Origin of the sequence: Nocardia sp., from assembly GCF_025465275.1 — a bacterium.
Taxonomy (GTDB): Bacteria; Actinomycetota; Actinomycetes; order Mycobacteriales; family Mycobacteriaceae; genus Nocardia.
This window is the reverse complement of record NZ_JAODNK010000153.1, coordinates 189,300-208,402: the sequence shown is the minus strand read 5'-3', so window position 1 is coordinate 208,402 and position 19,103 is coordinate 189,300. Positions and strand designations below refer to the sequence as shown.

Genomic DNA, 19,103 nt, shown 5'->3' with positions numbered 1-19,103 from the left:
ATGCCTCGTATCGTCGCTATTCACGAAGGCACCGTGGCGATCAGCTCGTCCATGAGCAATGCCTTCATCGATTTCAGCGCCATGGACTGTTCGATCGTCGCGGTGGTCAGTGACGTCCTGCGGGACGGAAAACCGGTGGTGGGCTACGGCTTCAATTCCAACGGTCGCTACAGCGCGGGGGAGATCCTGCGCCGCAGGGTGATTCCGCGGCTGATGCGGGCGGCGCCCGAGGAAATGCAGACCGAGGACGGCGGCTTCATCGATCCCGCGCGGGCGTGGAACCTGATGACGCGCAATGAGAAACCGGGCGGGCACGGGGAACGCTCGGTGGCCGTCGGCGTGATCGATATGGCGCTGTTCGATCTGAACGCCAAGCTCGCCGGGCTGCCTCTCTATCGATGGCTGGTCGGCCACTACGGTCTCGGCGAGCCCGACCATGACGTATTCGTCTATGCCGCAGGCGGTTACTACGCGCCGGGCAAGGAGCTGGCGCAGCTGCAGGAGGAGATGCGGGGCTTTCTGGACCAGGGCTACGACGTGGTCAAGATGAAGATCGGCGGTGCGCCACTGGGTGATGACGTCAAGCGTGTCGAGGCCGTGCTGGAGGTGCTCGACGGCGACGGCTCCCGGCTCGCCGTGGACGCCAACGGCCGCTTCGATCTCGACACCGCGCTGGCCTACGGGCGGGCGCTGGAGCCGTACGGCCTGCGCTGGTACGAGGAGCCCGGCGATCCGCTCGATTTCGCCCTGCACGCGACCTTGTCCGAGCGGTACCCCGGCCCGCTGGCCACCGGTGAGAACCTCTTCTCGCATCAGGATGCGCGCAATCTGCTCCGGTATGCGGGCATGCGCCCGGACCGCGACTACCTGCAGTTCGATCCGGCGCTCGGCTACGGGCTGGTGGAGTACCTGCGCATTCAGGACATGCTGCGGGCGCACGGCTGGTCCGCCCGCCGCTGTATTCCGCACGGCGGACACCAGTTCTCGCTGCACATTGCCGCGGCCCTGCGGCTCGGCGGCAATGAGTCCTATCCGGGTGAGTTCCAGCCCACCGGAGGTTTCGCCGATCACGCTCGCATCGAGCACGGGCGGCTTCGGCTGACCGACACTCCGGGCATCGGCTTCGAGGACAAGGCCGAGCTCTACCGCGTCTTCCGAGCCCTGCATCCCTGATTTCGAGCTGGCATTCCGAGATTCAGGCTGCGTTGTCCCCGGCCCGCCGCGGACAACGGGCGCAGGCCGTGCTGCCGGTTCAGCGCCGGGGCACGAACCTGCCGGCCTGAAATATGGGCCTGAGCGGGTCGGATTCACGCGTCGACTACCGGCGACTCCGGGCTATTCGGCTCGGGAGTGCCAGTAGCTTTTCGCCCAGGATCGGGGGTGTGGCCTGCGTCATATGGGGCGTGGGGGATTGTGTGCAACTCTCGGTCACAGATAGTCTGCTCGGGTAGGTAAACCGATCGGTCTACTAAGGAGGTGCCGAGATGACGGTGTCAATGGCGAGCCGGCAATCCGGCCGAGCTACATCGGGGTTGAGTCAGCGGGGGCGGATTGCCGCACTGGTGGCGATCTGCCTCGCGGAACTACTTGTGGTGCTGGACAACACGCTGGTGAATGTGGCGCTGCCGTCCATGGCGGTGCAGCTGCAGGCCGACATGAGCGGCCTGCAGTGGATTGTGGACGCGTTCACGCTGGCCTTCTCGGGACTGCTGCTCGCCATGGGGCATCTCGGCGATCGGTTCGGGCGTCGGCGTTTCATGATCATCGGCCTGATCGGTGTGGCGATCATGTCGGCGGCCGGCGCGCTGTCCTCCGGTCTGGGGCAGGTCATTGCGGCCCGCGCGGGCATGGGCGTGTTCGCGGCGGTCGTGTTCCCCGCGACCCTGGCCCTGCTGATCAATATCTTCACCGAGCCGCGCCAGCGTGCCGGTGCGGTGGCGGCGTGGACGGCAATGGCCGGTATGGCCGTTGCCATCGGCCCGACCATCGGCGGCTGGCTGCTGGAGTATTTCTCCTGGCATTCGGTGTTCTGGATCAATGTCCCGGTGGCGCTCGTTGCCATTGCGGCAGTGGTGATCACGGTTCCGGAGTCGCGCGCCGATCATGTGGCCCGGCTCGACCGCATTGGAATTCTGCTGTCACTGGTGGGTGTGACCGCCCTGGTGTGGTCGATCATCGAGGCGCCAAAGCACGGCTGGCTGTCGACGCAAAGCATTGCGGGATACCTGCTTTCGATCATCGCGCTGGCGGTGTTCGTGAGCTGGGAGCTGCGGGTGGCGGCGCCGGTGCTGAATATGCGGCTGTTCCGCAATCGCCGGTTCGCGCTGCCATCGCTGGCGATCACCGTCTCCTACTTCGCCGCCTTCGGCTTCCTGTTCCTGATCACCCAGTATTTCCAGGGCGTGAAGGAGTTGACGCCGCTCGAATTCGGTATCCACTCACTGCCTTTCGCGGTGGCGGTGGGATTCGGCGCACCGATCGCGACCATGATGGCGCAGCGGTTCGGCACCACGGCCATGGTGGTGAGCGGGCTGCTCATTCTCGCGGTGGCCATGTACATCGCCGGGCGCACCACGGTCGACACCGAGTACGTGGGACCGGTGGTGGTGTCCATGATTCTGATGGGCCTGGGCTTCGCGGTGGTTCAGGGTCCGGCGACCGAATCCATCATGGGCTCGGTGCCTTTGGCGGAGGCGGGCGCGGGTTCGGCGGTCAACGACACCACTCGTGAGGTGGGTGGCGCGCTCGGTGTCGCCGTGCTGGGCTCGATCATGACGTCGATCTATGCCGCGCATGTGAGCGGCCGGATCGCCGGGATTCCCGCGCAGATCATGAATCCGCAGCAGAAGGAACTGGCGGGCAATACGCCGATCAGTGTGCTGGAGATTGTGAAGGCGCCGGTGAATCCGCTACTGGCGCCGGCGAAAGCGGATCTCATCCACGCCATGAAGGTCGCCGCCATGGAGGGCTCGCAGGTCGCCTCCTACGTCGCGGTGGGCACATTGGTGGTGGCCGCGATCGTGGTGGCGCTGGCGCTGCCGTGGCGGGCGGAACGCGGCCCGTCGGTACTGCTGGGCTGGCGCGAGACCGACCCTGCCGCAACCGATCCGGCGGTCGAGGACACGGTGAAACAGGCTTGATATACGCCTCCGGCGCCCGCACCGTGTCGTGTGCGAGCGCCGGAGCGCGGTTCCTGCCGGGAAAGTCAGATGCTTTCCTTCTCCGAATCCGGGTCGGGCGGAAGCACTCCCGTGACGAGGAAGACGACGCGACGGCCGATCTCCACGGCGTGGTCGGCGAAGCGCTCGTAGTAGCGGCCCAGCAGCGCGACGTCCACGGCTGCCGCGACGCCGAACTGCCAGTCGCGGTCCATGATCAGCGTGAACAGGTGCTTGCGCAGGTCGTCCATCGCCTCGTCGTCATCGGTGAGCTTGGCCGCGCGATCGGGATCGCGGGTCTCCAGCACCTCTTTGGCGGTGGCGCCCATCTTGACCGCGATGCGGCCCATCTCGGCGAAGTAGCTGTTCACGGCCGCGGGGACGGCGTGATTCGGGAAGCGCCGGCGCGTCATCTTGGCCACGTGCAGCGAGAGCACGCCCATGCGATTCACATCGGAGACGATCTGGATCGCGCTGACCACCTGGCGCAAATCGCCGGCAACGGGAGCCTGCAGCGCCAGCAGCGCGAAGGCCTTCTCTTCGGCGAGCTGGATCATTTCGGCGATCCGGTCGTACTCGGTGATCACCTGCTCCGCGAGCTCGAGATCGGCATTGAGCAGCGAATTCGTCGCACGCTCCATGGCCGATCCGGCGAGCCCGGCCATGCCACCGAGCAGATCGGCGAGCTCGGCCATTTGTTCGTTGTAGATGACACGCATGAATCAAGACATTAGTGGTAGCCGCTGACCAAGTCACCAACGGTGGGTGAATCATCGGTGCCGGTTGGCTCCGGCAAAGTCACCGCACGTAGGCCGGGTGTGGGCGCCCGCCTACTTACAGGTGTCGTCCGCCGCGTTCACATGCTCCAGATCCGACGGCAGTGTGACGGGTGCCGCACTTGCGCCGCCGGCGTCGGTCGGTGTGTCGGGGAGCGGCTGGCCGAAGGCGGTCGGCGCGTGCACGGTGCCCGCGTAATCGGTGCCGAGCACCACCTCGACAATGCTGCCCAGACCGCTCGCCGGTTCCAGGGTCGAGCCCGCGATGGAGCTCGCGACGGTGGCCGCCGCGGCCTCGTGCCCGCTGGAATAGCGGACGGTGGTCTTGGGTGAGGTGCCGTCCGCGTAATTGCCGGTGCTGTAGATCTGGAAGCCCTGATTGGCGAGTTTGGTTGCGGCAGTGGAGGCCACGCCGGCGACGCCCGAGCCGTTGGAGACCTGGAGCGACACCGTGCTCGGGTCGACGGCCATCAGCTTCGGCGCGGCGACCGGCGCGGCCGACGTGGCGACCGGGTCGGACTTCTTCTCACCGGGCAGCGGCTGATCATCAATGACGGCGCGGAAGATGGCCTTGATATCGGATTCGCGCGGAATCTCATTGCCGTAGGACGTGGTGCCCGCGGTGGGCGCGGTCAGGAAGGTGATGGCCCCGGCCTGCACCTTCTGCATGGATCGCCCGAGCATGAGCAGATCCTTGGTGCTCACATTGTCCATGAACGAGTGCTGGGCGAAGGCGTCGATGAATCCGTTCAGCTTGCCCGGATCGAAGAGCACCTTGCTGGAGAGTGCGCTGCGCAGCAGTGAGGACAGGAAGCGCTGCTGTCGGTTGATGCGGTCGTAGTCGCTGCGTTCCTCGCCCTGGACGTGCCGGGCGCGCACATAGTCCAAAGCCGTGGAGCCATTGATGATCTGCTTGCCGGGGGTGGTGAGCACCGTGCCGAGAATGTCGTCGACGAGCGGTTTGGTGGTGCAGACCTCGACGCCGCCGACCACGTCCACCATGGATTCGAAGCCGGAGAAGTCGATGCCGACGAAGTGGTTGATCTTGAGCCCGGACAGTTTGGTGATCACCTTGGTCAGGCATTTCGGCCCGCCCAGCGCATAGGTGGCATTGAGTTTGTCGCCGATGGCGGACGGGAAGCTCTCGCCGGTGTAGGCGGCCTTGTCATTGTTCCAGCCCTCGCAGACCGGGCGGCTGACATCCAGATCACGCGGGAACGAAACGGCCACCACGCGAGCCCGATTGGCCGGAATGTTCACCAGCATGACGGTGTCGGAGCGCGCGCCCTCGGCATCGTCCTCGGAGCCCGCGCCGAGTTGGGAGTTGGCGCCCGCGCGAGTGTCGGTGCCGACGATGAGGAAATTCTCGTCACCGGTCTGGCCGTCGGCGTCGACGACATCTGGAGAATTGTCGTCGAGGGCGGACACCTGCTGGAAGTTATTGTCCTTGGCGCGCAGGTAACTCCAGCCGCCGCCGGTGATGAGCATGGCGATCACCGCGAAGAGTGCGAGCGCGGTGCGCGCGGCCAGCCGCAGCCGCCGATGTTTGCGCAGGCGTCCGGCGGCCAAGCGGGACAACGGTTTTGCGCCGACCGCTGCCGGCAGTGCGGTGCTCGGTTCCGGCGTGGCCGGTGGTTCGGCCGCCGGCAGTGCGGTGGTCGGATAGTCGGCGGGCGATTCGACCTGGGCGGTGACGCGGATCGGCTTGGGGCGCTTGGCCCGCGGCGGCGCAGCGACCGGGGGTAGCTCTTCGGTGATCGGATCGGCCGTCTGGTCGGTGCGTGGCGGGGCGGGTACCGCGCGGCGCGCACCGGTGGTGGCTGCGGGAGCAGCGCCCGCGACAGGCGAATCCGGGACGGCGCGCTGGGATCCGGTGGAGTTCAACAACTCCGGAGGTAGCGCGCGCTGTGCGCCGGTGCCCGGTGGCAGCGCGCCGCTGCCGGGAGGTAGGGCCGGTTGTGCACCGGTGCCCTCGTTCGCGTGCCGGGAAGTATTGGGGGCGAAGGGATTCGGAGGTGCTGCCGGTCGCCGCGCACCCGTGGTGTCGGGCGGGGCGGAGCGGCGGCCGGCGGGGTCGGCGCCGGGTTGTGCTGGGCGCCCGCTGGTCTCCGGTGTGTCGTCATCGCGGCGGCGGCGCCGGGACTTACGTTCGCTGTCGACGCGTTCGACCAGATCCTGTACCGAGATGGGTGCGGATTCCGGATCGGGATTGTCGGTGTGCCGGGAGCGGCGGGAGGTGCGTGGCCGATCATCCTCGGCGTCCGCGGGGTAGCGCTCCCACGGGGCGGGACCTCCGGGCCGTGGCGTACGCCCGTACCGATCGTCACCCACCAGCGAACCTCACTTTGCTTTTCGATGCCGACCGTCATGATAACGATTTCGCCACGATGGACCACCCGGAGAGAAATCGCCCGGGCTTGGCTCGCCCTGTTCCCGGTCCCGCCACGCCGAGGTTCAGACGCCGGTGCTCGGCGAGTCGAGCGGCAGCGCGGTCGGGGCTGTTCCGGAGCAGTCTGCCAGGGAGGTGGTCCTCGGTCGGGGAACATGATCGGCGCGGTCACCGGCAGCGGTACTGACCTGCGATTCTCGTATCGACCGGCGTCAGTGGCGAGGTCTGCCCGATGAACGAATCGTCAGCCGCCGCTGTGCATGACGTCGGCGGCGCAGGGGACGGTGGGATCCTCGGGATCGTCGAGCCAGCCTTCGGGCAGGGCGACCTTGCCGGGCGAGCCCTGACGTCCGCGCGGGCCCTCGGCGTCCTTCGGGAACGGCACAGTCGGGTCGAGCTGCCCGATCAGGTCGATGAGCCGGTCCATGCTGCTGACCGTGGCGAAACTGCGCCGCAGGTCCCCGCCGATCGGGAAGCCCATCAGGTACCAGGCCATGTGCTTGCGGATATCGCGCATGGCCTTGTCCTCGCCGTCGTGCGCGACGAGCAGTTCGGTGTGCCGCCGCAGAATCTCGCCGACCCGGCCCAGATTCGGCGCGTCGGGCAGTGGCTCACCACGCAGTGCGGCCTGCAATTCTCCGAAAAGCCAAGGGCGGCCGAGGCATCCGCGTCCGACCACGACGCCGTCGCACCCGGTCTCGGCCATCATGCGCACCCCGTCGGCGGCGCTGAAGATATCGCCGTTGCCGAGCACCGGAATGCTGGTGACGGCCTCCTTGAGCCGCGCGATGGCGGTCCAGTCGGCCTCGCCGGAGTAGCGCTGGGCGGCGGTGCGGGCGTGCAGGGCGACGGCGGCCGCGCCTTCACCCTCGGCAATGCGCCCGGTATCGAGGTAGGTGTGGTGATCGTCGTCGATGCCGATGCGGAACTTGAAGGTGATCGGCACTCCGGCGGGTTCGGCCGCCGAGACCATGGCCTTGACGATGTCGCGGAAGAGCTGCCGCTTGTAGGGCAGGGCCGCGCCGCCGCCGAGCCGGGTCACCTTGGGGACCGGGCAGCCGAGATTGAGGTCGATGTGGTCGGCCCAGCCCTCGCCGACGATGATGCGCACGGCCTCGCCGACGGTCTTCGGATCCACGGCGTACAGCTGCATGGAGCGCGGGCTCTCGTCCGGCCCGAACGACATCATGTGCAGCGTCTTCTCATTGCGCTCCACCACGGCGCGCGCGGTGATCATCTCGCACACGTAGATCGAGGTGGCACTGCCGAATTCGCGGCACAGGGTGCGGAAGGCGACATTGGTGATACCGGCCATCGGAGCCAGCACGACGGGCGGATCGACCGGGTACGGTCCGATCCGCAGCGCGGTCCGGGAGGCTTCGAGCGACGTTGTCACGGCATCCATTGTCTCATTGAGACGAAAGTGCCCCGGACCACAGGCCAGGTCCGGGGCACTTCGTACGTTCTGCGAGGGTCAGCGAGAGGTGCTTGCGAGCAACTTCTCGGCCTTGGCGGCCTCGCGGGCCAGCATGCGGTCGCGCTGCTCTTCGAACTTCAGCACGTCGCCGGACAGCTTCTCCAGGAAGAGGCCGAGGCGTTCACGGGTCTGCTCGCCGCGTGCGGTGAAGTCGTCGCGCTCGAAGATGCGCCACTTCTTGAGCACCGGGTTGACCACCTCTTCGAGGTGCTGCCGCAGGTCGTAGATGCCGTGCTTGGCCATCAGGACGCCATTGCGGCGGAAGTTCGGCATGCCCGCGCCCGGCATCTGGAAGTTCTCCAGGATGAGCGTGATGGCATCGATGGTCTGGTCGGGCGACAGGTCGAGCGCCGCGCCACACAGGTTCCGGTAGAAGATCATGTGCAGGTTCTCGTCGGCGGCGATGCGCTGCAGCATCCGGTCGGCGATGGGGTCGTCACAGACGCGGCCGGTATTGCGGTGCGAGACGCGGGTCGCGAGTTCCTGGAAGGTCACGTAGGCGACCGAGTACAGGAAGCCGGCATCCATATCGGATACCTGTGAGGGAGAAGCGAAGCCGTTGGTCATGTGGATCATGCGCGCCTGCTCCAGCGCGACCGGGTCGACGCCGCGGGTGACCACCAGGTAGTCGCGGATGGCGATACCGTGCCGGTTCTCCTCGGCGGTCCAGCGGCCGACCCAGGTGCCCCAGGCGCCGTCCTGGGAGAAGTTCTCGGCGATCTCGCGGTGGTAGGAGGGGAGGTTGTCCTCGGTGAGCAGGTTGGTGATCATGGCCGCCTTGGCCAGCTCGCTCAGCCGTGACTGCGACGGATCCCAGTCCACGCCACCCATTTCGGCGAAGTTGCGGCCTTCGTCCCACGGCACGTAATCGTGCGGGTGCCATTCCTTGGCCATGGAGAGGTGGCGGTTGACGTTTTCCGCGGCAACCGGCTCCAACTCCGCCAGTAGCTCGAGTTGAGTCAGATCCTTTGCCATAAATAAGCCCTTCGTATTTCTGCGATCCAGCTGTCTACCCTCGCCGGCCTGCCGCCGCGGCCCATACCTTACGGCACCGTAGGGTGATGTGAAACTCATCCGTGTGCCATTGCGGGGCTAGTGAGGGATGTCATATGGCAGCGGCCCGCGGCGTTCTGTCTATCGCCGCGAGCCGCAGTTCGTTAGCCGCACACCGGCTCTGGGTGCTTTGTCACTTCTTGTTGCCGAGCAAACCGCCCAGCACATTGCCGAGCACGCTGCCGGCATTCTGGCCGACGGCCTTCCCGAGGATGTCCCCGAGACCGCCGCCGCCCTTACCGCCGGTGGCGCCGCCGAGCAGGCTGCCGAGGATATCGCCGATGCCGCCGCCGCCACTGGCCGCGGCCTCACCGCCGGTGGCCGCACCGCCACCACCCATTGCCTTCTTACCAAGATAGGCGAGAACGATGGGGGCCAGCATGGGGAGCAGCTTGGCCATCAGGTCCTGGCCGTTGCCACCACCGACATTACCGAGGGCGCTGATCACCGTGTTCTTCTCGGCGCCGAACGTCTGATCGACGATCTTGTCACCGGAGTCCGTATCCACGTGATCGATATTGACGCCACCGTCGAGTAGGCCGACCGGCTGGTTGGCGACTTCGCCCTCCAGATTCAGGCCTTCCTCGGGGTTGCCGGCTTGTGCCTGGAATCCGCCGAGCAGAACAGGAATAGCCGCATTGATGGCGCTGGTCGCGGTCGCTTCGTCGACTCCGAGCTTGTCGGCGATCTGTGCGACGGGCACATTGGAGAGCAGGTCATCGAAGGAAGTCATGAACTCCGCCTGTGGTGTTGGGTCCCGGGAAAAGCCCTACTGAGGTCACGGTAGGCGAAATCCGGACAGATTGCCACGGATTCGCGGATGTGGCGAGGGGCCCGAATATAGGATCCGGGCCCCCCGACAACTGTGCCCCCACCAGGGCTCGAACCTGGGACCTGCGGATTAAAAGTCCGTTCTAATCACTCGGTACCAAACCCCATGACATAGGTCAACATCAGTGACATTAAATGCTATCTGTACAGCCTTTTCCTGCGCTATTCAGATAGCACTTACGCGACACGAGCGTACACGCCAAAACATCTGTCTGCCCCATATATGCCCCATGGTAGGCGATACTCTGCCCCACGTTCGAGATTGTGACCATGGCGGTGACCTGGTCAGCTTTGAATCTGATCCAGTAGCCAACCGCGCTTGGCTGCCCGTTTCGGGAGCTGGTCGAGCTTGGCCTGGACACCGTCGACGGTGCGCTGAATCTGCGCAAGACTGCGCGGCGGTAGTTCCGTAAGCGAGGCGGCAAGCGGCGTGGCGACGACGCCAGCCGCACCCGCGTCAATCGACTGTCGGATCCGTCGCGAGGAGCCGTCCCATGTCTCGAATGTGGGTGCAGCGTGCCGGATCTCCGCGATTTCGGTCAGGCTGACCTTTGCGAGCTTCCCGCCAGATGGCAGATGGTCTGCGCTTCTGGCCCAAGCCGCCAACTCGGCATCGAATGTACAGCCGAACATTGGGTGGCTGTAGATCGTTGATCCGGCCGGCAGAGTCCGAAGGAGCTGTTCAGCCGCTGGCCGAGTATCGGCCTGTAGCACTGCCATTGGCCTTATGTCATGGTCGACGGCGGTCGCAACGTCATCACAAGACCACGCGCAGGCGAGCAGTCGACTGGGATCGACCGCATTCAGCCATGTATCAAGAACGGCTGTGCGTTCGGCACTGGTCAGCTCACTGCCAGCTGTAGTTGAGCCGTTGATCAGGAAGCAGTCGACCCACCCCGCTGCAGCTGAAACCGCGTGACGGTGGGTCGCAGCCAGATCCAGCGAGCCGTCTGGATGTACGAGGTGCATCGCGGGAACGATGATCGAGGACTGGGCCGCACGAACTGCATCAACGATCTGGTCGGCAGCTCCAGCGGGATCGATTGACCCTGTGTCGATCCGTACATCAGCAACCATGAGTTTTGGAGTTGCGTCCCAGGCTGCCAGGCGTTCTGTGACGTCACCGGTATTTCGAGCTGCCGCGCGCTCTGCGGCAACATCACGCGGGCACCACAATTCGACTACGACCCACCGAATTGCGGGAGCAGCGGCCAGCAGCGTGCCGATGGCCTCTGGCTGGCCTACGTGGAGAACTGGAATCTGGCTGGCGGTGAGCATCCGGTTCAGCTCAACCCGATCGATGAGGTATGTAGAGCCGTACTGGCTGTTCGAATAGATGACTTCGCCCGCAGTGGTCAAATGGTCGAGATCGGCGGTCGAGGCCATCCGGTATCCCGCAGTACGGCCGGGGCCGACCTTGATGCGGTGGTAGTGCCGGAACTTGTTGTCGACCCCAGCTAGTGAGGCCGTCACGGTGTCCTTGCCCGCCGCCGGCGGACCGTACATCACGATCGCGGTGTCCATGCTCAGTCCCTAAGGGATTTGATCAGTTCATCTGCCTGCTCCGGCAGGGGCGGGGAGTCGGGGTCGTTCATGACGATGGTGTGCTGCCAGGGAGGTTCGAATGCGATGTTGATACCGCGTACGTAGCCATCCCAGTTGGCGAGCTTCCCGCTGTCGCGTGCTGCACCGCGGCGAGTGATATACGAATGCATCGAATCCGGCTGGCATCGGATCCAGACCACCTCCATATCGGCGCCCATCGCGTCTAGTTCAGCCGCTGTACGACGAAACCATGCTTCGGATCCGAACTCTTTGAGGTACGGCGCGGTCGTGACCACAGATACTCCGCAACCGACGTTCTCGCGAACTGTGGCGGCAAGGCACTCGTACTCGGCAGGGCGTACGAAATCCAGGTAGATCGGCGATTCGCGGTCGGAGACGGTGCTGCCCAATTGCACGAGGGCCGTGTCGACTACTGCCCTGGTGATGGTGTCCTTGTCTAGCATCGCCCAACCGGTCTTTTTCGCCAGGATGCGCCCGAACTCTGTCTTTCCGCTACCCGCGTAGCCGCCGACGTATATCACCTGAGGTCGGCCTCGCCGGGGGCGTGGCGCTCCAGGGGTGGCGGTCTCGCTGACGAACCGGCCGGAGCGCGGTCGGCTAACAATCAGCCCCTCCACTTCGAGGACGGCCATCGCGTCGTTGACCGGCGCGACGCTCACGCCGAACTGTTCGGCAAATACCCGCGTAGAGGGCAACTTCTGGCCGGGCCGCAGCCGACCCGATTCGATCTCGTTGCGGATCTCACGGGCGATCTGACGGTGTTTCGCGTCCCCTGTGATGTCCACGCACCCCTCCTCTGTTGTCTGTATTGGCAAACAGAACCTATCAGTTGATATCTGTGCAACCTCCCTGACGTGGGATGTCTTCCGATAGCCGCATGTTTGTGATGAAAAACGCATCTATGTCTAGACATCAGAAGACATCAGATCTAACGTTAGAGACATCAGACGGTAGATCTGATGTCGGACTGATTGTTAGAGGAGTGATGTTCATGAGCAGGCGGAGCAGTTCATTCGGAGCGCGCAAAACGCTGATCAGCCTTCGCGATGCGGCGGACTTGGCCGGCGGAGTTCATCCCCGGACCATCCGGCGCTGGGTCGACAGTGGCCTTCTGGAGGGTTTCCAGGTTGGTCCGCGACTGATCAAGGTCGATCGCGATCAGGTTCTCGCGCTGGTCCGCCCCCTGAGCCAGGGAGTCGGTGCGTGATGCGGGACAACTTCGACAACCACGTGACCACGCTCGATGGCCATGGCTACGCCGCGGACGTAGACAACGTGGCTGTTTCTATCAGCGTCCGCGGTTCCTTCCGGGTCAAGTATTTCGCCCCGCTCGACAAGGTTTGCCTCGATGTGTGCCGTTGGGGCGAGTACGGCGACATGTCCACGCAGTTGACGGTCGAACAGGCCATTGCACTGCGAGACCTTCTGGATGCCGGGATCGCCGATGCTCGCGTGGCGAAGGCGCTCGGGATCGGCACCATCGCTGCCGAGATCGTCTCGGTCACCGACGAGGTGACGCGATGAGTGACCCGAAAAAGATCGACCGCGCGGACATCGTGAATGCGCTGTGGCCGATGGACGGTCCGCATACGGCCGAGTCCGTTATTGCTGCTGCGGACACGATCGAGGATTTGTGGCGGTACCTCGCCCACGCGACTCGCCGCAGCGACAGCGGAGCACTTGCAGCCCCCGCTGATGTGTACGTATCTCTCAGCCGACTGGTGACGTCCGTACGCAGCGCAGAACAGGTATTCAGCCAGCTTGCGCGGTGGGCGGATCGGTTGCAGAACAAGACCCGCCTCGCTCACGACGGCGAACGCAGTGGTGATCACTGGCTGGCAATCAACGCGGCGGCGGAAGCAGCCGGGTGGCTCAGCAAGGCGCGAGCAGTCACCGAGTTGCTGGGGCGGAATCTTGACCAGGCGAACTCCAGCCTGAGTCACCTCTACATCGATGCCGATGAAGAGGAGGACCAGTGATGAACCGGCTGAGTCTCTTCCTGATCGTCTTCATCTTCTTCGTGATCGCGCTGTTCAGCGCGCCGGGATTCGTTTTCGACAGGATCATCTGGGCCGCTGTGATCGTGTTCGGCGCGCGCTGGTTCCTGCGCGCCGCGAGTGGTCGCGGGGGCCGTTCGGGGATGTGGCGGCGATGAGCGAGTCGCAGCGGTATCAGTACACGTTCAACCGCGAGACCGCCGAGCCGATCGGCGTTGTCGATTCCTGGTACACCCCTGAGCCGCCCGCGAGAGAGGTTGTGCGGCAGTCGCATTCGATGCCACCTGCGTACACGGTCGTGCTGTGGCTGCTGGTGTTCGCATTCGCCGCCGGCGGGTGCCTGTTGTTCGGCCGGCGGGCTGAGCAGGCGCCGACGGTCGTGGTATGCCCGGCCCCGGGCGTACAGGTGGCCGTGCTGCCTGCCGAATGCGGCAAGCCGACCTGGGCGGTGAAGCCATGAGTGACGGCATTCCCACCTACCAGTGGCGCACTGCGCCAACGCATCTGCGGACTCGTCGCCAGCTCGCTGCCGAGGGTTTGCGGCCGAACGGGCAGGACATCGCAGGCAAGTTGCCGTTTCAGCGGCGGGGGCGCGAGTACGTGGCGCACCTGTTCGATGTGGGCAAGAGCGCACCGAAGCGGCCTCCGACCGAGGCCCAGCTGGAGGCGCTGGCGAAAGCCACCCGTGAGCACCAGCTGCGGGCCGCCGAGCGGCATGGCATCAGCCGCAGCGAGTTCGAGGAAACCACCGAACCGGGCTCGGGCTGGGACACACCCACCAGTGCTCTGGCCGGATATGCGAGCCCGGGCAACGCCCTGGCCGACGCAATGACCCACAGCACCGAACGAGACGGGATGGACCGATGAGCCGTCCCCGGATCGAACAGCACCGCGAGCAGCCCGCGGACCCGAAACGGTCGGTGCTGGTGCCGATAACCGAGATTCCGCACCTGGCCGAGGCCGCGAAACGACTCGGTCAGACCGATCGCATGATCCGGGTGGAGCTGCCCGAGCCAGCGCAGGTGAAGACCGTCGGCCGTGAGGTGGGTCAGTGGCTGCGGTGCGGGGAGTACCTGCCCGATCCCTGCAACTGCCCCGAGGACGAGAGGTTTTCCCGCTCGCCCAACCGCAGCCCGCTTGCCGGATATGCGGGCTCGGGCAACGCCCTGGCCGACGCGGTGACCCGCACCGCTGATCGGGAGGGGGTGGAGCGATGAGCTATCGGCTCTCGCCGCGGGACATGGCCGGTCTGATGATTCTGGCCGAAATGTACGGGGCGCCGCTGGATGTGATTGCCCTGATGCTGGGCGTGAGCCTCAACCGCGCTTACCGGATCACGGCGAAATGGCAAGCCGCGAACATGATCAGCGCCAAGCGGGTGCGGCCGGTACCGGGGCCGTCGTGGCGATTTCCCACGAAGGCATCGGCGGAGGCGCTGATGGGCCGGTCGGTGCGGTACTGGGTGCCGACACCGAAGATGGCTGCCCATACCAAGGCGGTGTTCCAGTTGCGGCTGGCACTGACCGGGATGGATCTGGAGCGCTGGATCTGCGAGCGCACCCTGCGCGCCGAGGTCGGGATCGTGCCGGCCGGGCAGGCCCGCCCGCACATCCACGACGGCCGCTACTTCAACAGCGCCGGGGAGTTGTGGGCGGTCGAGGTCGAGCTGACCGCGAAAAACGCTGCGGCAGCGCGCTCTTCGGTCGCGCAAGCCCTGCGCGCCGCCGAGCGGGCGGACTGCGTCGGGGTGAAGTACTTCTGCCGCGGGGACGCGGTGAAGAACGTGATCCGGACGGCGGCGGCGGGTCTGGATCTATCCAGCGGCCCGAAGTTGACGCTGCTGGATCTGGACGACCTTCTGGACACCAAAAAGCCCGAATCAGCTTCTCCCGCTGCGCGACCCGGACTTCGGGTGATCGCGGGCGGAGCCGCTGATCACGAAACATCCCAGGCCGCGAGCCGGGACGAAGGAAAGGCGGTCGGATCATGACCTGCACCCCGATAATCACCCCTGACGACTGCGCACAGACCGTGGCCGCGCCCGTTCCGGCACCGGCCACGACGGTGGAGCAGCCCGGTATCCACGTGCATCCGGAAATGCCGCCGATCGGGATCAAGCACGACCCGTTGGGCTGGCTGCCGGACTTCGCGGCCTGGCATTGGGACAGCGTCGGCCAGCATGCCCTGCTGGGTGCGGCGGTACTGGTGACAGTCCTGGCTGGTGTGGTCGCGATCGTGGCCCCGGCGACGCTGCTGGGCTGGAAACCGGCCCGGCTGCGGAACTGGATGTTCGCGTCGGTGCTGCTCATGCCCGGCGCTGCGGCGCTGTGGGCGTGGGACATCTTCGCCCCTGCCCGCGGCTTCGGCCGGGCGGCGCAGGAGTTCCTGGCGGGCCAGTTCGTCGGCGCGATGTTCGGGATGGCGCCGTTGCTGATCCCGGCCGCGTGGCTGATCGCGACCGTGTTCTACACCAACCGCCGGGTGCAGCTGGCCACGGTCGGGCTGGGGAGCACGGCCCGGACCGAACGGGCGATATCGAGGCAAGCTCAGCGTGAACAGTGCGGTGCGGCCCGGCTCTCGCGCCGGCGCCTGCCGTGCACGACCGGTGGCTTGAACCCGAATCTGGTGATCGGGCGCCTGGCGCTGGAAACCGATCAGGCCCCGCCGTCGGGTGTGATGCGCACGCTCATGGGCCACAACGAGACTCGGCTGATCCTGCCGTGGATCAACGTGGCCGAGCACATGACCACGGTCATGTCCAGCGGCTCGGGCAAGACCACGCTGATGCAGCGGGTGCTGTTCTCCTGGTTCATCACTACCTGGATCCGGCATCGGCAGTGGTGGCGCCTGGACCGGCCCGGTCGCCCGCTCGCGATCGTCGTGGACTGCAACGGCGGCCCGGAATCGCGCAAGGTCGCAGCCCGCATGCGGAAGTGGTTCCTGGCGTTGGGTGTTCGGCCCGAGAGGATCGGGCACTTCCCGGCCGATGTGTCACTGAGCATGTGGCCGCGTAGCGACTTCGACACGCTGACCCCGAAGGCCCAGCAGCAGATCGTCGATGATCTGCGGTCGATCCTGTCGGCGATGGTCTCGGGTGGTTCGACACCCACGACCGACACCGAGAAGTACTTCCACGAGATCCGCGAGACCCTGATCCACCTGATCGTCGATGCCCCTGCCCGGGTCGATCTGATCAACGGCGTACCGACCCCGGTCGGTCACAACCCCCCGCGGACGTGGCTGGAGTTCCTGTCCAGGTTCGATGTGCTGAAGCTGGCGAAGTTGTGGGGCGGGCGGGCCGGGGAGGATCTCTGGTCGGGCGTGCTGGGTGTGGACATGGAGATCAAGTCCACGATCGACGGCAAGCAGCCGGTCATGAACAGCGCACGCGCCGAATTCGCGAACCTCTACCGCTCGCTCGGCTCGGCCTTCGACGGGGACAAGGAGCTGACCGACTTCGACCTGATCTACATCGTCCTGGAAGGGGTGAAGACCCCGGATCGGGCGCGGTCACAGTTCGGTGCGCTGGGAACGATGTTGGAGCAACTGGCCGACAAGGAACACGGCCGCACCTCGCTGATGGTCGTGGACGAATTCTCCGCGGTGTCCGATGGCAAGACCCGCGCGGTGAAGTGGGTCGAGCGCCTGCGTAAGGCCGGGATCGGGTCGTGGTGGATCGCGCAGTCCTGGCAGGGGCTGGGCTACGACGACGACAACCGGGCAGCCCTGATCAATGCCGGGTCCGGCGGCAGCCTGCTGGGCCGGTCCACCGACCCGGAAACCCTGTCCAAGGTCTACGGCACCCGCCCCAAGTTCGAGCACAGCCACAAGCTGATCAACGGCAACCGCGACGGCGACGAGGGCAACGTCCAGTACTCGGACCAGTTCATCCTGCCGCCGAATCGTATGCGCGCCATGGCCAAAGGCGATGTCGTGCAGGTCTCCGGGGGCCGCACCCGCTGGGGCCGGGTGAGCCCCCTGGATGACAACGAGCTCAAGAACGTGCGCCCGTTGCCGGGCATCGCCGACTTCGCCGCACCCGCCACCACCGGCACCGATCAGCTGGCAGCGGTCATCGATCTGAACAAACGCCGTCCGGCCTGAACCCACCACCGCACCAAGGAGATACGAACATGTCCGAACCGAATCCGATCGAACCCGAAGACCACGGCGAGGAGCTGGGCGGCCGTAGCGCCGCCGAGCAGGCTCACGAGCAACAGGTCCTGGAAGCGCTCACCACCGACATGGCCGGCAGCACCGCCGCGCAGCTCGCCGCGCAGCTGGTACCGGTCCTCTCCGACGGCGGAACCATCGGCCGCACGGTCGCCCCGCACGTCTCCAAACTCACGAAAACCCGTGAAAGCGTGCGGATCTGGGGACCGGCGGTAGCGACCACCGTGGCAGCGAGCACGGCAGTCACGGTGCTGCCGTTGCCGGGCCCGTTGTCGCTGTACGTGCTGGCGCTGGCCGCGTTCGCGTGGTGGCACTGCGCCGGCCGCCCCGGCCCCGTCGACTCGGTGCGCATGCTCGCGAGCGTCGTCGCCGAGCAGTACGGCGGGCTGCGCGAGCGGGTGACCCGCCTGGCCGAGCGGCGCCGCGCCTACGAGATACGCCGCACCTCCACCGACCCCGGATCCCTGTAGATCCGGTCCCTCAGAAATATCGATCGAAAGGAAAAATAGTGACTACCAACGCTTTTCAGATGACGCCAGAGCTGCCGGGGTGGCTGTGGACACTGCCGCCCGCCACTCTTGCCGCGGTGCTCGCCGCGGACGGCGACCAGTTCGAGCAGTCCTCGATCCAGGACTACTACTGGGTGCAACTGCGGGAGATGGCATTACATCTCATCGTGGGGGCCCCGACCGGCCCTGCCACCGGCGCCGCGGACTTCCTGTCCCGGCTTGACCCGTACGTCCTGGCCACGCTGTGGGGCGGTTCCTTCAGCTCCGCGCCTTGGACGGGTGAGCCCGGTGTGGATCACCAGATCGCCGCATTGCTCGACGGCAAACAGCCGGTCTTGCTTTCGCTGCGTGCCGAATTCACCAACCGGTTCCGGCGCTGGGCCGCGTTCCCCGCGCAACTGCGTGCCGCCGTGCTCGCAGCGGACCCGGCTGCGTCCTTCACGACCGCGTCCGACCCCGTCATCGGCGCGGGGGAGTGAACGGCATGGACCACAACATCAAGGTGCTGATCGCACTTGCGCTCACCGGCGGAGTCGTTCTCGCGGCAACAGTCATGCTGCGGGCAGAGGTCGTGTACTGCCTGTACATCCTGCGGACCGACTGGCGCCGGCGCCGGTATCTGACCGCCGCGGAGCGCACCGAACTGCGTGCCCAGTCCCGCGCATGGCACTACGTCCCCGATGGGGAGACCGAACAGCGGGTGCTGCGTGAGCGGGATATCAAACGGTCGAAGTTCCGATCGGACCTGTTGATCGGCGCTCAGGCCGGGATCAGCGACCAGGTCGAGCTGATGGAGTTGACCGCCACCGAACTGGTGGCCGAGTACCGCCAAGCCATCATCTGGCGGCGGATGGCCGAGACCGCGGGCAGCGCTGTCACCGGTCCGTGCGGGATCGCCGATCTCGCGATGGTGCGCCAGTGGCGCGAGCAAACCGAGGCTCTGGACGCCGAATACGACCGCAGAATCAGCGATCCGGCACGCCGTGGGCTGTCGTGGCGGGCACGGGTTGTGTTGCGGCGGGCACGGTTCGAGTTCGGTGACTGGCAGGCCCAGCAGCTGCCTCTGCCGTTGCACAGCATCCGAGACCGTGTCGCGCTACTCGCGTCGTTCCCCGGCCCCGACGATCCCGAGATCGCGGCGTTCCTGTCCGGCATCGAATCCACCGAGGAGTAG

21 protein-coding genes are annotated in these 19,103 nt (G+C 65.9%); 14 read left to right on the top strand and 7 right to left on the bottom strand.

The annotated features are described in order from the left end of the window. Together JWN03_RS33290 and JWN03_RS33285 are read left to right on the top strand one after the other, a co-directional pair. Positions 1-1,173 carry a mandelate racemase/muconate lactonizing enzyme family protein gene (locus JWN03_RS33290; RefSeq protein WP_297623270.1) on the top strand — a complete coding sequence of 391 codons (1,173 nt, stop codon included), beginning with the start codon at positions 1-3 and terminating at the stop codon, positions 1,171-1,173. A gap of 311 nt (positions 1,174-1,484) precedes the next feature. Then, positions 1,485-3,140, top strand: a complete 1,656-nt coding sequence (locus JWN03_RS33285) for an MFS transporter (RefSeq protein WP_297623268.1) — start codon at positions 1,485-1,487, stop codon at positions 3,138-3,140. Between the two features lie 65 nt (positions 3,141-3,205). On the opposite strand, the gene phoU is transcribed toward JWN03_RS33285, so the two are convergent. The 7 genes from phoU to JWN03_RS33250 all read right to left on the bottom strand — a co-directional run bounded on the left by phoU (position 3,206) and on the right by JWN03_RS33250 (position 12,035). Next, entirely contained in the window at positions 3,206-3,877 is a 672-nt protein-coding gene (gene phoU / locus JWN03_RS33280) for a phosphate signaling complex protein PhoU (RefSeq protein ID WP_297623266.1), read from the bottom strand. Between the two features lie 111 nt (positions 3,878-3,988). Next, positions 3,989-6,265: an LCP family protein gene (locus tag JWN03_RS33275; protein WP_297623264.1), complete on the bottom strand. Its 2,277-nt coding sequence runs from the start codon at positions 6,263-6,265 to the stop codon at positions 3,989-3,991. 302 nt (positions 6,266-6,567) lie between these two features. Then, the gene (dusB, locus tag JWN03_RS33270; protein WP_297623262.1) at positions 6,568-7,728 is read right to left on the bottom strand and encodes a tRNA dihydrouridine synthase DusB; all 1,161 of its coding nucleotides are present in this window, start codon (positions 7,726-7,728) and stop codon (positions 6,568-6,570) included. Positions 7,729-7,797: 69 nt separating this feature from the next. Beyond that, the gene (locus tag JWN03_RS33265) at positions 7,798-8,775 is read right to left on the bottom strand and encodes an acyl-ACP desaturase (protein ID WP_297623260.1); all 978 of its coding nucleotides are present in this window, start codon (positions 8,773-8,775) and stop codon (positions 7,798-7,800) included. Positions 8,776-8,986: 211 nt separating this feature from the next. Next, a complete protein-coding gene (locus JWN03_RS33260) occupies positions 8,987-9,586 on the bottom strand; it encodes a DUF937 domain-containing protein (RefSeq protein WP_297623258.1) in 600 nt (199 codons plus the stop codon). A gap of 383 nt (positions 9,587-9,969) precedes the next feature. Then, positions 9,970-11,208 (bottom strand): hypothetical protein, encoded by a 1,239-nt coding sequence (locus tag JWN03_RS33255; protein WP_297623256.1) that lies wholly within the window; start codon positions 11,206-11,208, stop codon positions 9,970-9,972. Between the two features lie 2 nt (positions 11,209-11,210). After that, positions 11,211-12,035 carry a GntR family transcriptional regulator gene (locus JWN03_RS33250; protein WP_297623254.1) on the bottom strand — a complete coding sequence of 275 codons (825 nt, stop codon included), beginning with the start codon at positions 12,033-12,035 and terminating at the stop codon, positions 11,211-11,213. Between the two features lie 206 nt (positions 12,036-12,241). On the opposite strand from JWN03_RS33250, the gene JWN03_RS33245 reads away from it, so the two are divergent. Genes JWN03_RS33245 through JWN03_RS33190 form a run of 12 tightly spaced genes read left to right on the top strand, consistent with a single transcriptional unit; the run spans position 12,242 to position 19,103 of the window. Then, the gene (locus JWN03_RS33245; protein WP_297623252.1) at positions 12,242-12,457 is read left to right on the top strand and encodes a helix-turn-helix domain-containing protein; all 216 of its coding nucleotides are present in this window, start codon (positions 12,242-12,244) and stop codon (positions 12,455-12,457) included. Then, positions 12,454-12,774, top strand: a complete 321-nt coding sequence (locus tag JWN03_RS33240; protein WP_297623250.1) for a hypothetical protein — start codon at positions 12,454-12,456, stop codon at positions 12,772-12,774. The genes JWN03_RS33245 and JWN03_RS33240 overlap by 4 nt, the downstream gene beginning before the upstream one ends. Continuing rightward, the gene (locus JWN03_RS33235; protein WP_297623248.1) at positions 12,771-13,229 is read left to right on the top strand and encodes a hypothetical protein; all 459 of its coding nucleotides are present in this window, start codon (positions 12,771-12,773) and stop codon (positions 13,227-13,229) included. The genes JWN03_RS33240 and JWN03_RS33235 overlap by 4 nt, the downstream gene beginning before the upstream one ends. Then, positions 13,229-13,405: a hypothetical protein gene (locus JWN03_RS33230; protein ID WP_297623246.1), complete on the top strand. Its 177-nt coding sequence runs from the start codon at positions 13,229-13,231 to the stop codon at positions 13,403-13,405. The genes JWN03_RS33235 and JWN03_RS33230 overlap by 1 nt, the downstream gene beginning before the upstream one ends. Further along, positions 13,402-13,707 carry a hypothetical protein gene (locus JWN03_RS33225; RefSeq protein WP_297623244.1) on the top strand — a complete coding sequence of 102 codons (306 nt, stop codon included), beginning with the start codon at positions 13,402-13,404 and terminating at the stop codon, positions 13,705-13,707. Before JWN03_RS33230 ends, JWN03_RS33225 begins: the two co-directional genes overlap by 4 nt. Then, positions 13,704-14,114 carry an RRQRL motif-containing zinc-binding protein gene (locus JWN03_RS33220; protein ID WP_297623242.1) on the top strand — a complete coding sequence of 137 codons (411 nt, stop codon included), beginning with the start codon at positions 13,704-13,706 and terminating at the stop codon, positions 14,112-14,114. Before JWN03_RS33225 ends, JWN03_RS33220 begins: the two co-directional genes overlap by 4 nt. After that, positions 14,111-14,464 (top strand): hypothetical protein, encoded by a 354-nt coding sequence (locus JWN03_RS33215; protein ID WP_297623240.1) that lies wholly within the window; start codon positions 14,111-14,113, stop codon positions 14,462-14,464. Before JWN03_RS33220 ends, JWN03_RS33215 begins: the two co-directional genes overlap by 4 nt. Next, positions 14,461-15,237 (top strand): hypothetical protein, encoded by a 777-nt coding sequence (locus JWN03_RS33210; protein WP_297623238.1) that lies wholly within the window; start codon positions 14,461-14,463, stop codon positions 15,235-15,237. The genes JWN03_RS33215 and JWN03_RS33210 overlap by 4 nt, the downstream gene beginning before the upstream one ends. After that, positions 15,234-17,351, top strand: coding sequence for a hypothetical protein (locus tag JWN03_RS33205; protein ID WP_297623237.1), 2,118 nt, complete (start codon positions 15,234-15,236; stop codon positions 17,349-17,351). The genes JWN03_RS33210 and JWN03_RS33205 overlap by 4 nt, the downstream gene beginning before the upstream one ends. A 29-nt stretch (positions 17,352-17,380) precedes the next feature. Then, positions 17,381-17,890: a hypothetical protein gene (locus JWN03_RS33200; RefSeq protein WP_297623235.1), complete on the top strand. Its 510-nt coding sequence runs from the start codon at positions 17,381-17,383 to the stop codon at positions 17,888-17,890. A gap of 38 nt (positions 17,891-17,928) precedes the next feature. Continuing rightward, complete coding sequence (locus JWN03_RS33195; RefSeq protein ID WP_297623233.1) at positions 17,929-18,408, top strand: hypothetical protein; 480 nt, start codon at positions 17,929-17,931, stop codon at positions 18,406-18,408. A 5-nt stretch (positions 18,409-18,413) separates the two neighbouring features. Next, positions 18,414-19,103: a hypothetical protein gene (locus JWN03_RS33190; protein ID WP_297623231.1), complete on the top strand. Its 690-nt coding sequence runs from the start codon at positions 18,414-18,416 to the stop codon at positions 19,101-19,103.

Coding starts and splice junctions, on each gene's coding strand:
- JWN03_RS33285 (WP_297623268.1), top strand. CDS start 1,485: ATGACGGTGTCAATGGCGAGCCGGCAATCCGGCCGAGCTACATCGGGG.
- JWN03_RS33225 (WP_297623244.1), top strand. CDS start 13,402: ATGAGCGAGTCGCAGCGGTATCAGTACACGTTCAACCGCGAGACCGCC.
- JWN03_RS33210 (WP_297623238.1), top strand. CDS start 14,461: ATGAGCTATCGGCTCTCGCCGCGGGACATGGCCGGTCTGATGATTCTG.
- JWN03_RS33205 (WP_297623237.1), top strand. CDS start 15,234: ATGACCTGCACCCCGATAATCACCCCTGACGACTGCGCACAGACCGTG.
- JWN03_RS33235 (WP_297623248.1), top strand. CDS start 12,771: ATGAGTGACCCGAAAAAGATCGACCGCGCGGACATCGTGAATGCGCTG.
- JWN03_RS33215 (WP_297623240.1), top strand. CDS start 14,111: ATGAGCCGTCCCCGGATCGAACAGCACCGCGAGCAGCCCGCGGACCCG.
- JWN03_RS33230 (WP_297623246.1), top strand. CDS start 13,229: ATGAACCGGCTGAGTCTCTTCCTGATCGTCTTCATCTTCTTCGTGATC.
- JWN03_RS33200 (WP_297623235.1), top strand. CDS start 17,381: ATGTCCGAACCGAATCCGATCGAACCCGAAGACCACGGCGAGGAGCTG.
- JWN03_RS33245 (WP_297623252.1), top strand. CDS start 12,242: ATGAGCAGGCGGAGCAGTTCATTCGGAGCGCGCAAAACGCTGATCAGC.
- JWN03_RS33220 (WP_297623242.1), top strand. CDS start 13,704: ATGAGTGACGGCATTCCCACCTACCAGTGGCGCACTGCGCCAACGCAT.
- dusB (WP_297623262.1), bottom strand. CDS start 7,728: ATGGATGCCGTGACAACGTCGCTCGAAGCCTCCCGGACCGCGCTGCGG.
- JWN03_RS33255 (WP_297623256.1), bottom strand. CDS start 11,208: ATGGACACCGCGATCGTGATGTACGGTCCGCCGGCGGCGGGCAAGGAC.
- JWN03_RS33265 (WP_297623260.1), bottom strand. CDS start 8,775: ATGGCAAAGGATCTGACTCAACTCGAGCTACTGGCGGAGTTGGAGCCG.
- JWN03_RS33290 (WP_297623270.1), top strand. CDS start 1: ATGCCTCGTATCGTCGCTATTCACGAAGGCACCGTGGCGATCAGCTCG.
- JWN03_RS33260 (WP_297623258.1), bottom strand. CDS start 9,586: ATGACTTCCTTCGATGACCTGCTCTCCAATGTGCCCGTCGCACAGATC.
- JWN03_RS33190 (WP_297623231.1), top strand. CDS start 18,414: ATGGACCACAACATCAAGGTGCTGATCGCACTTGCGCTCACCGGCGGA.
- phoU (WP_297623266.1), bottom strand. CDS start 3,877: ATGCGTGTCATCTACAACGAACAAATGGCCGAGCTCGCCGATCTGCTC.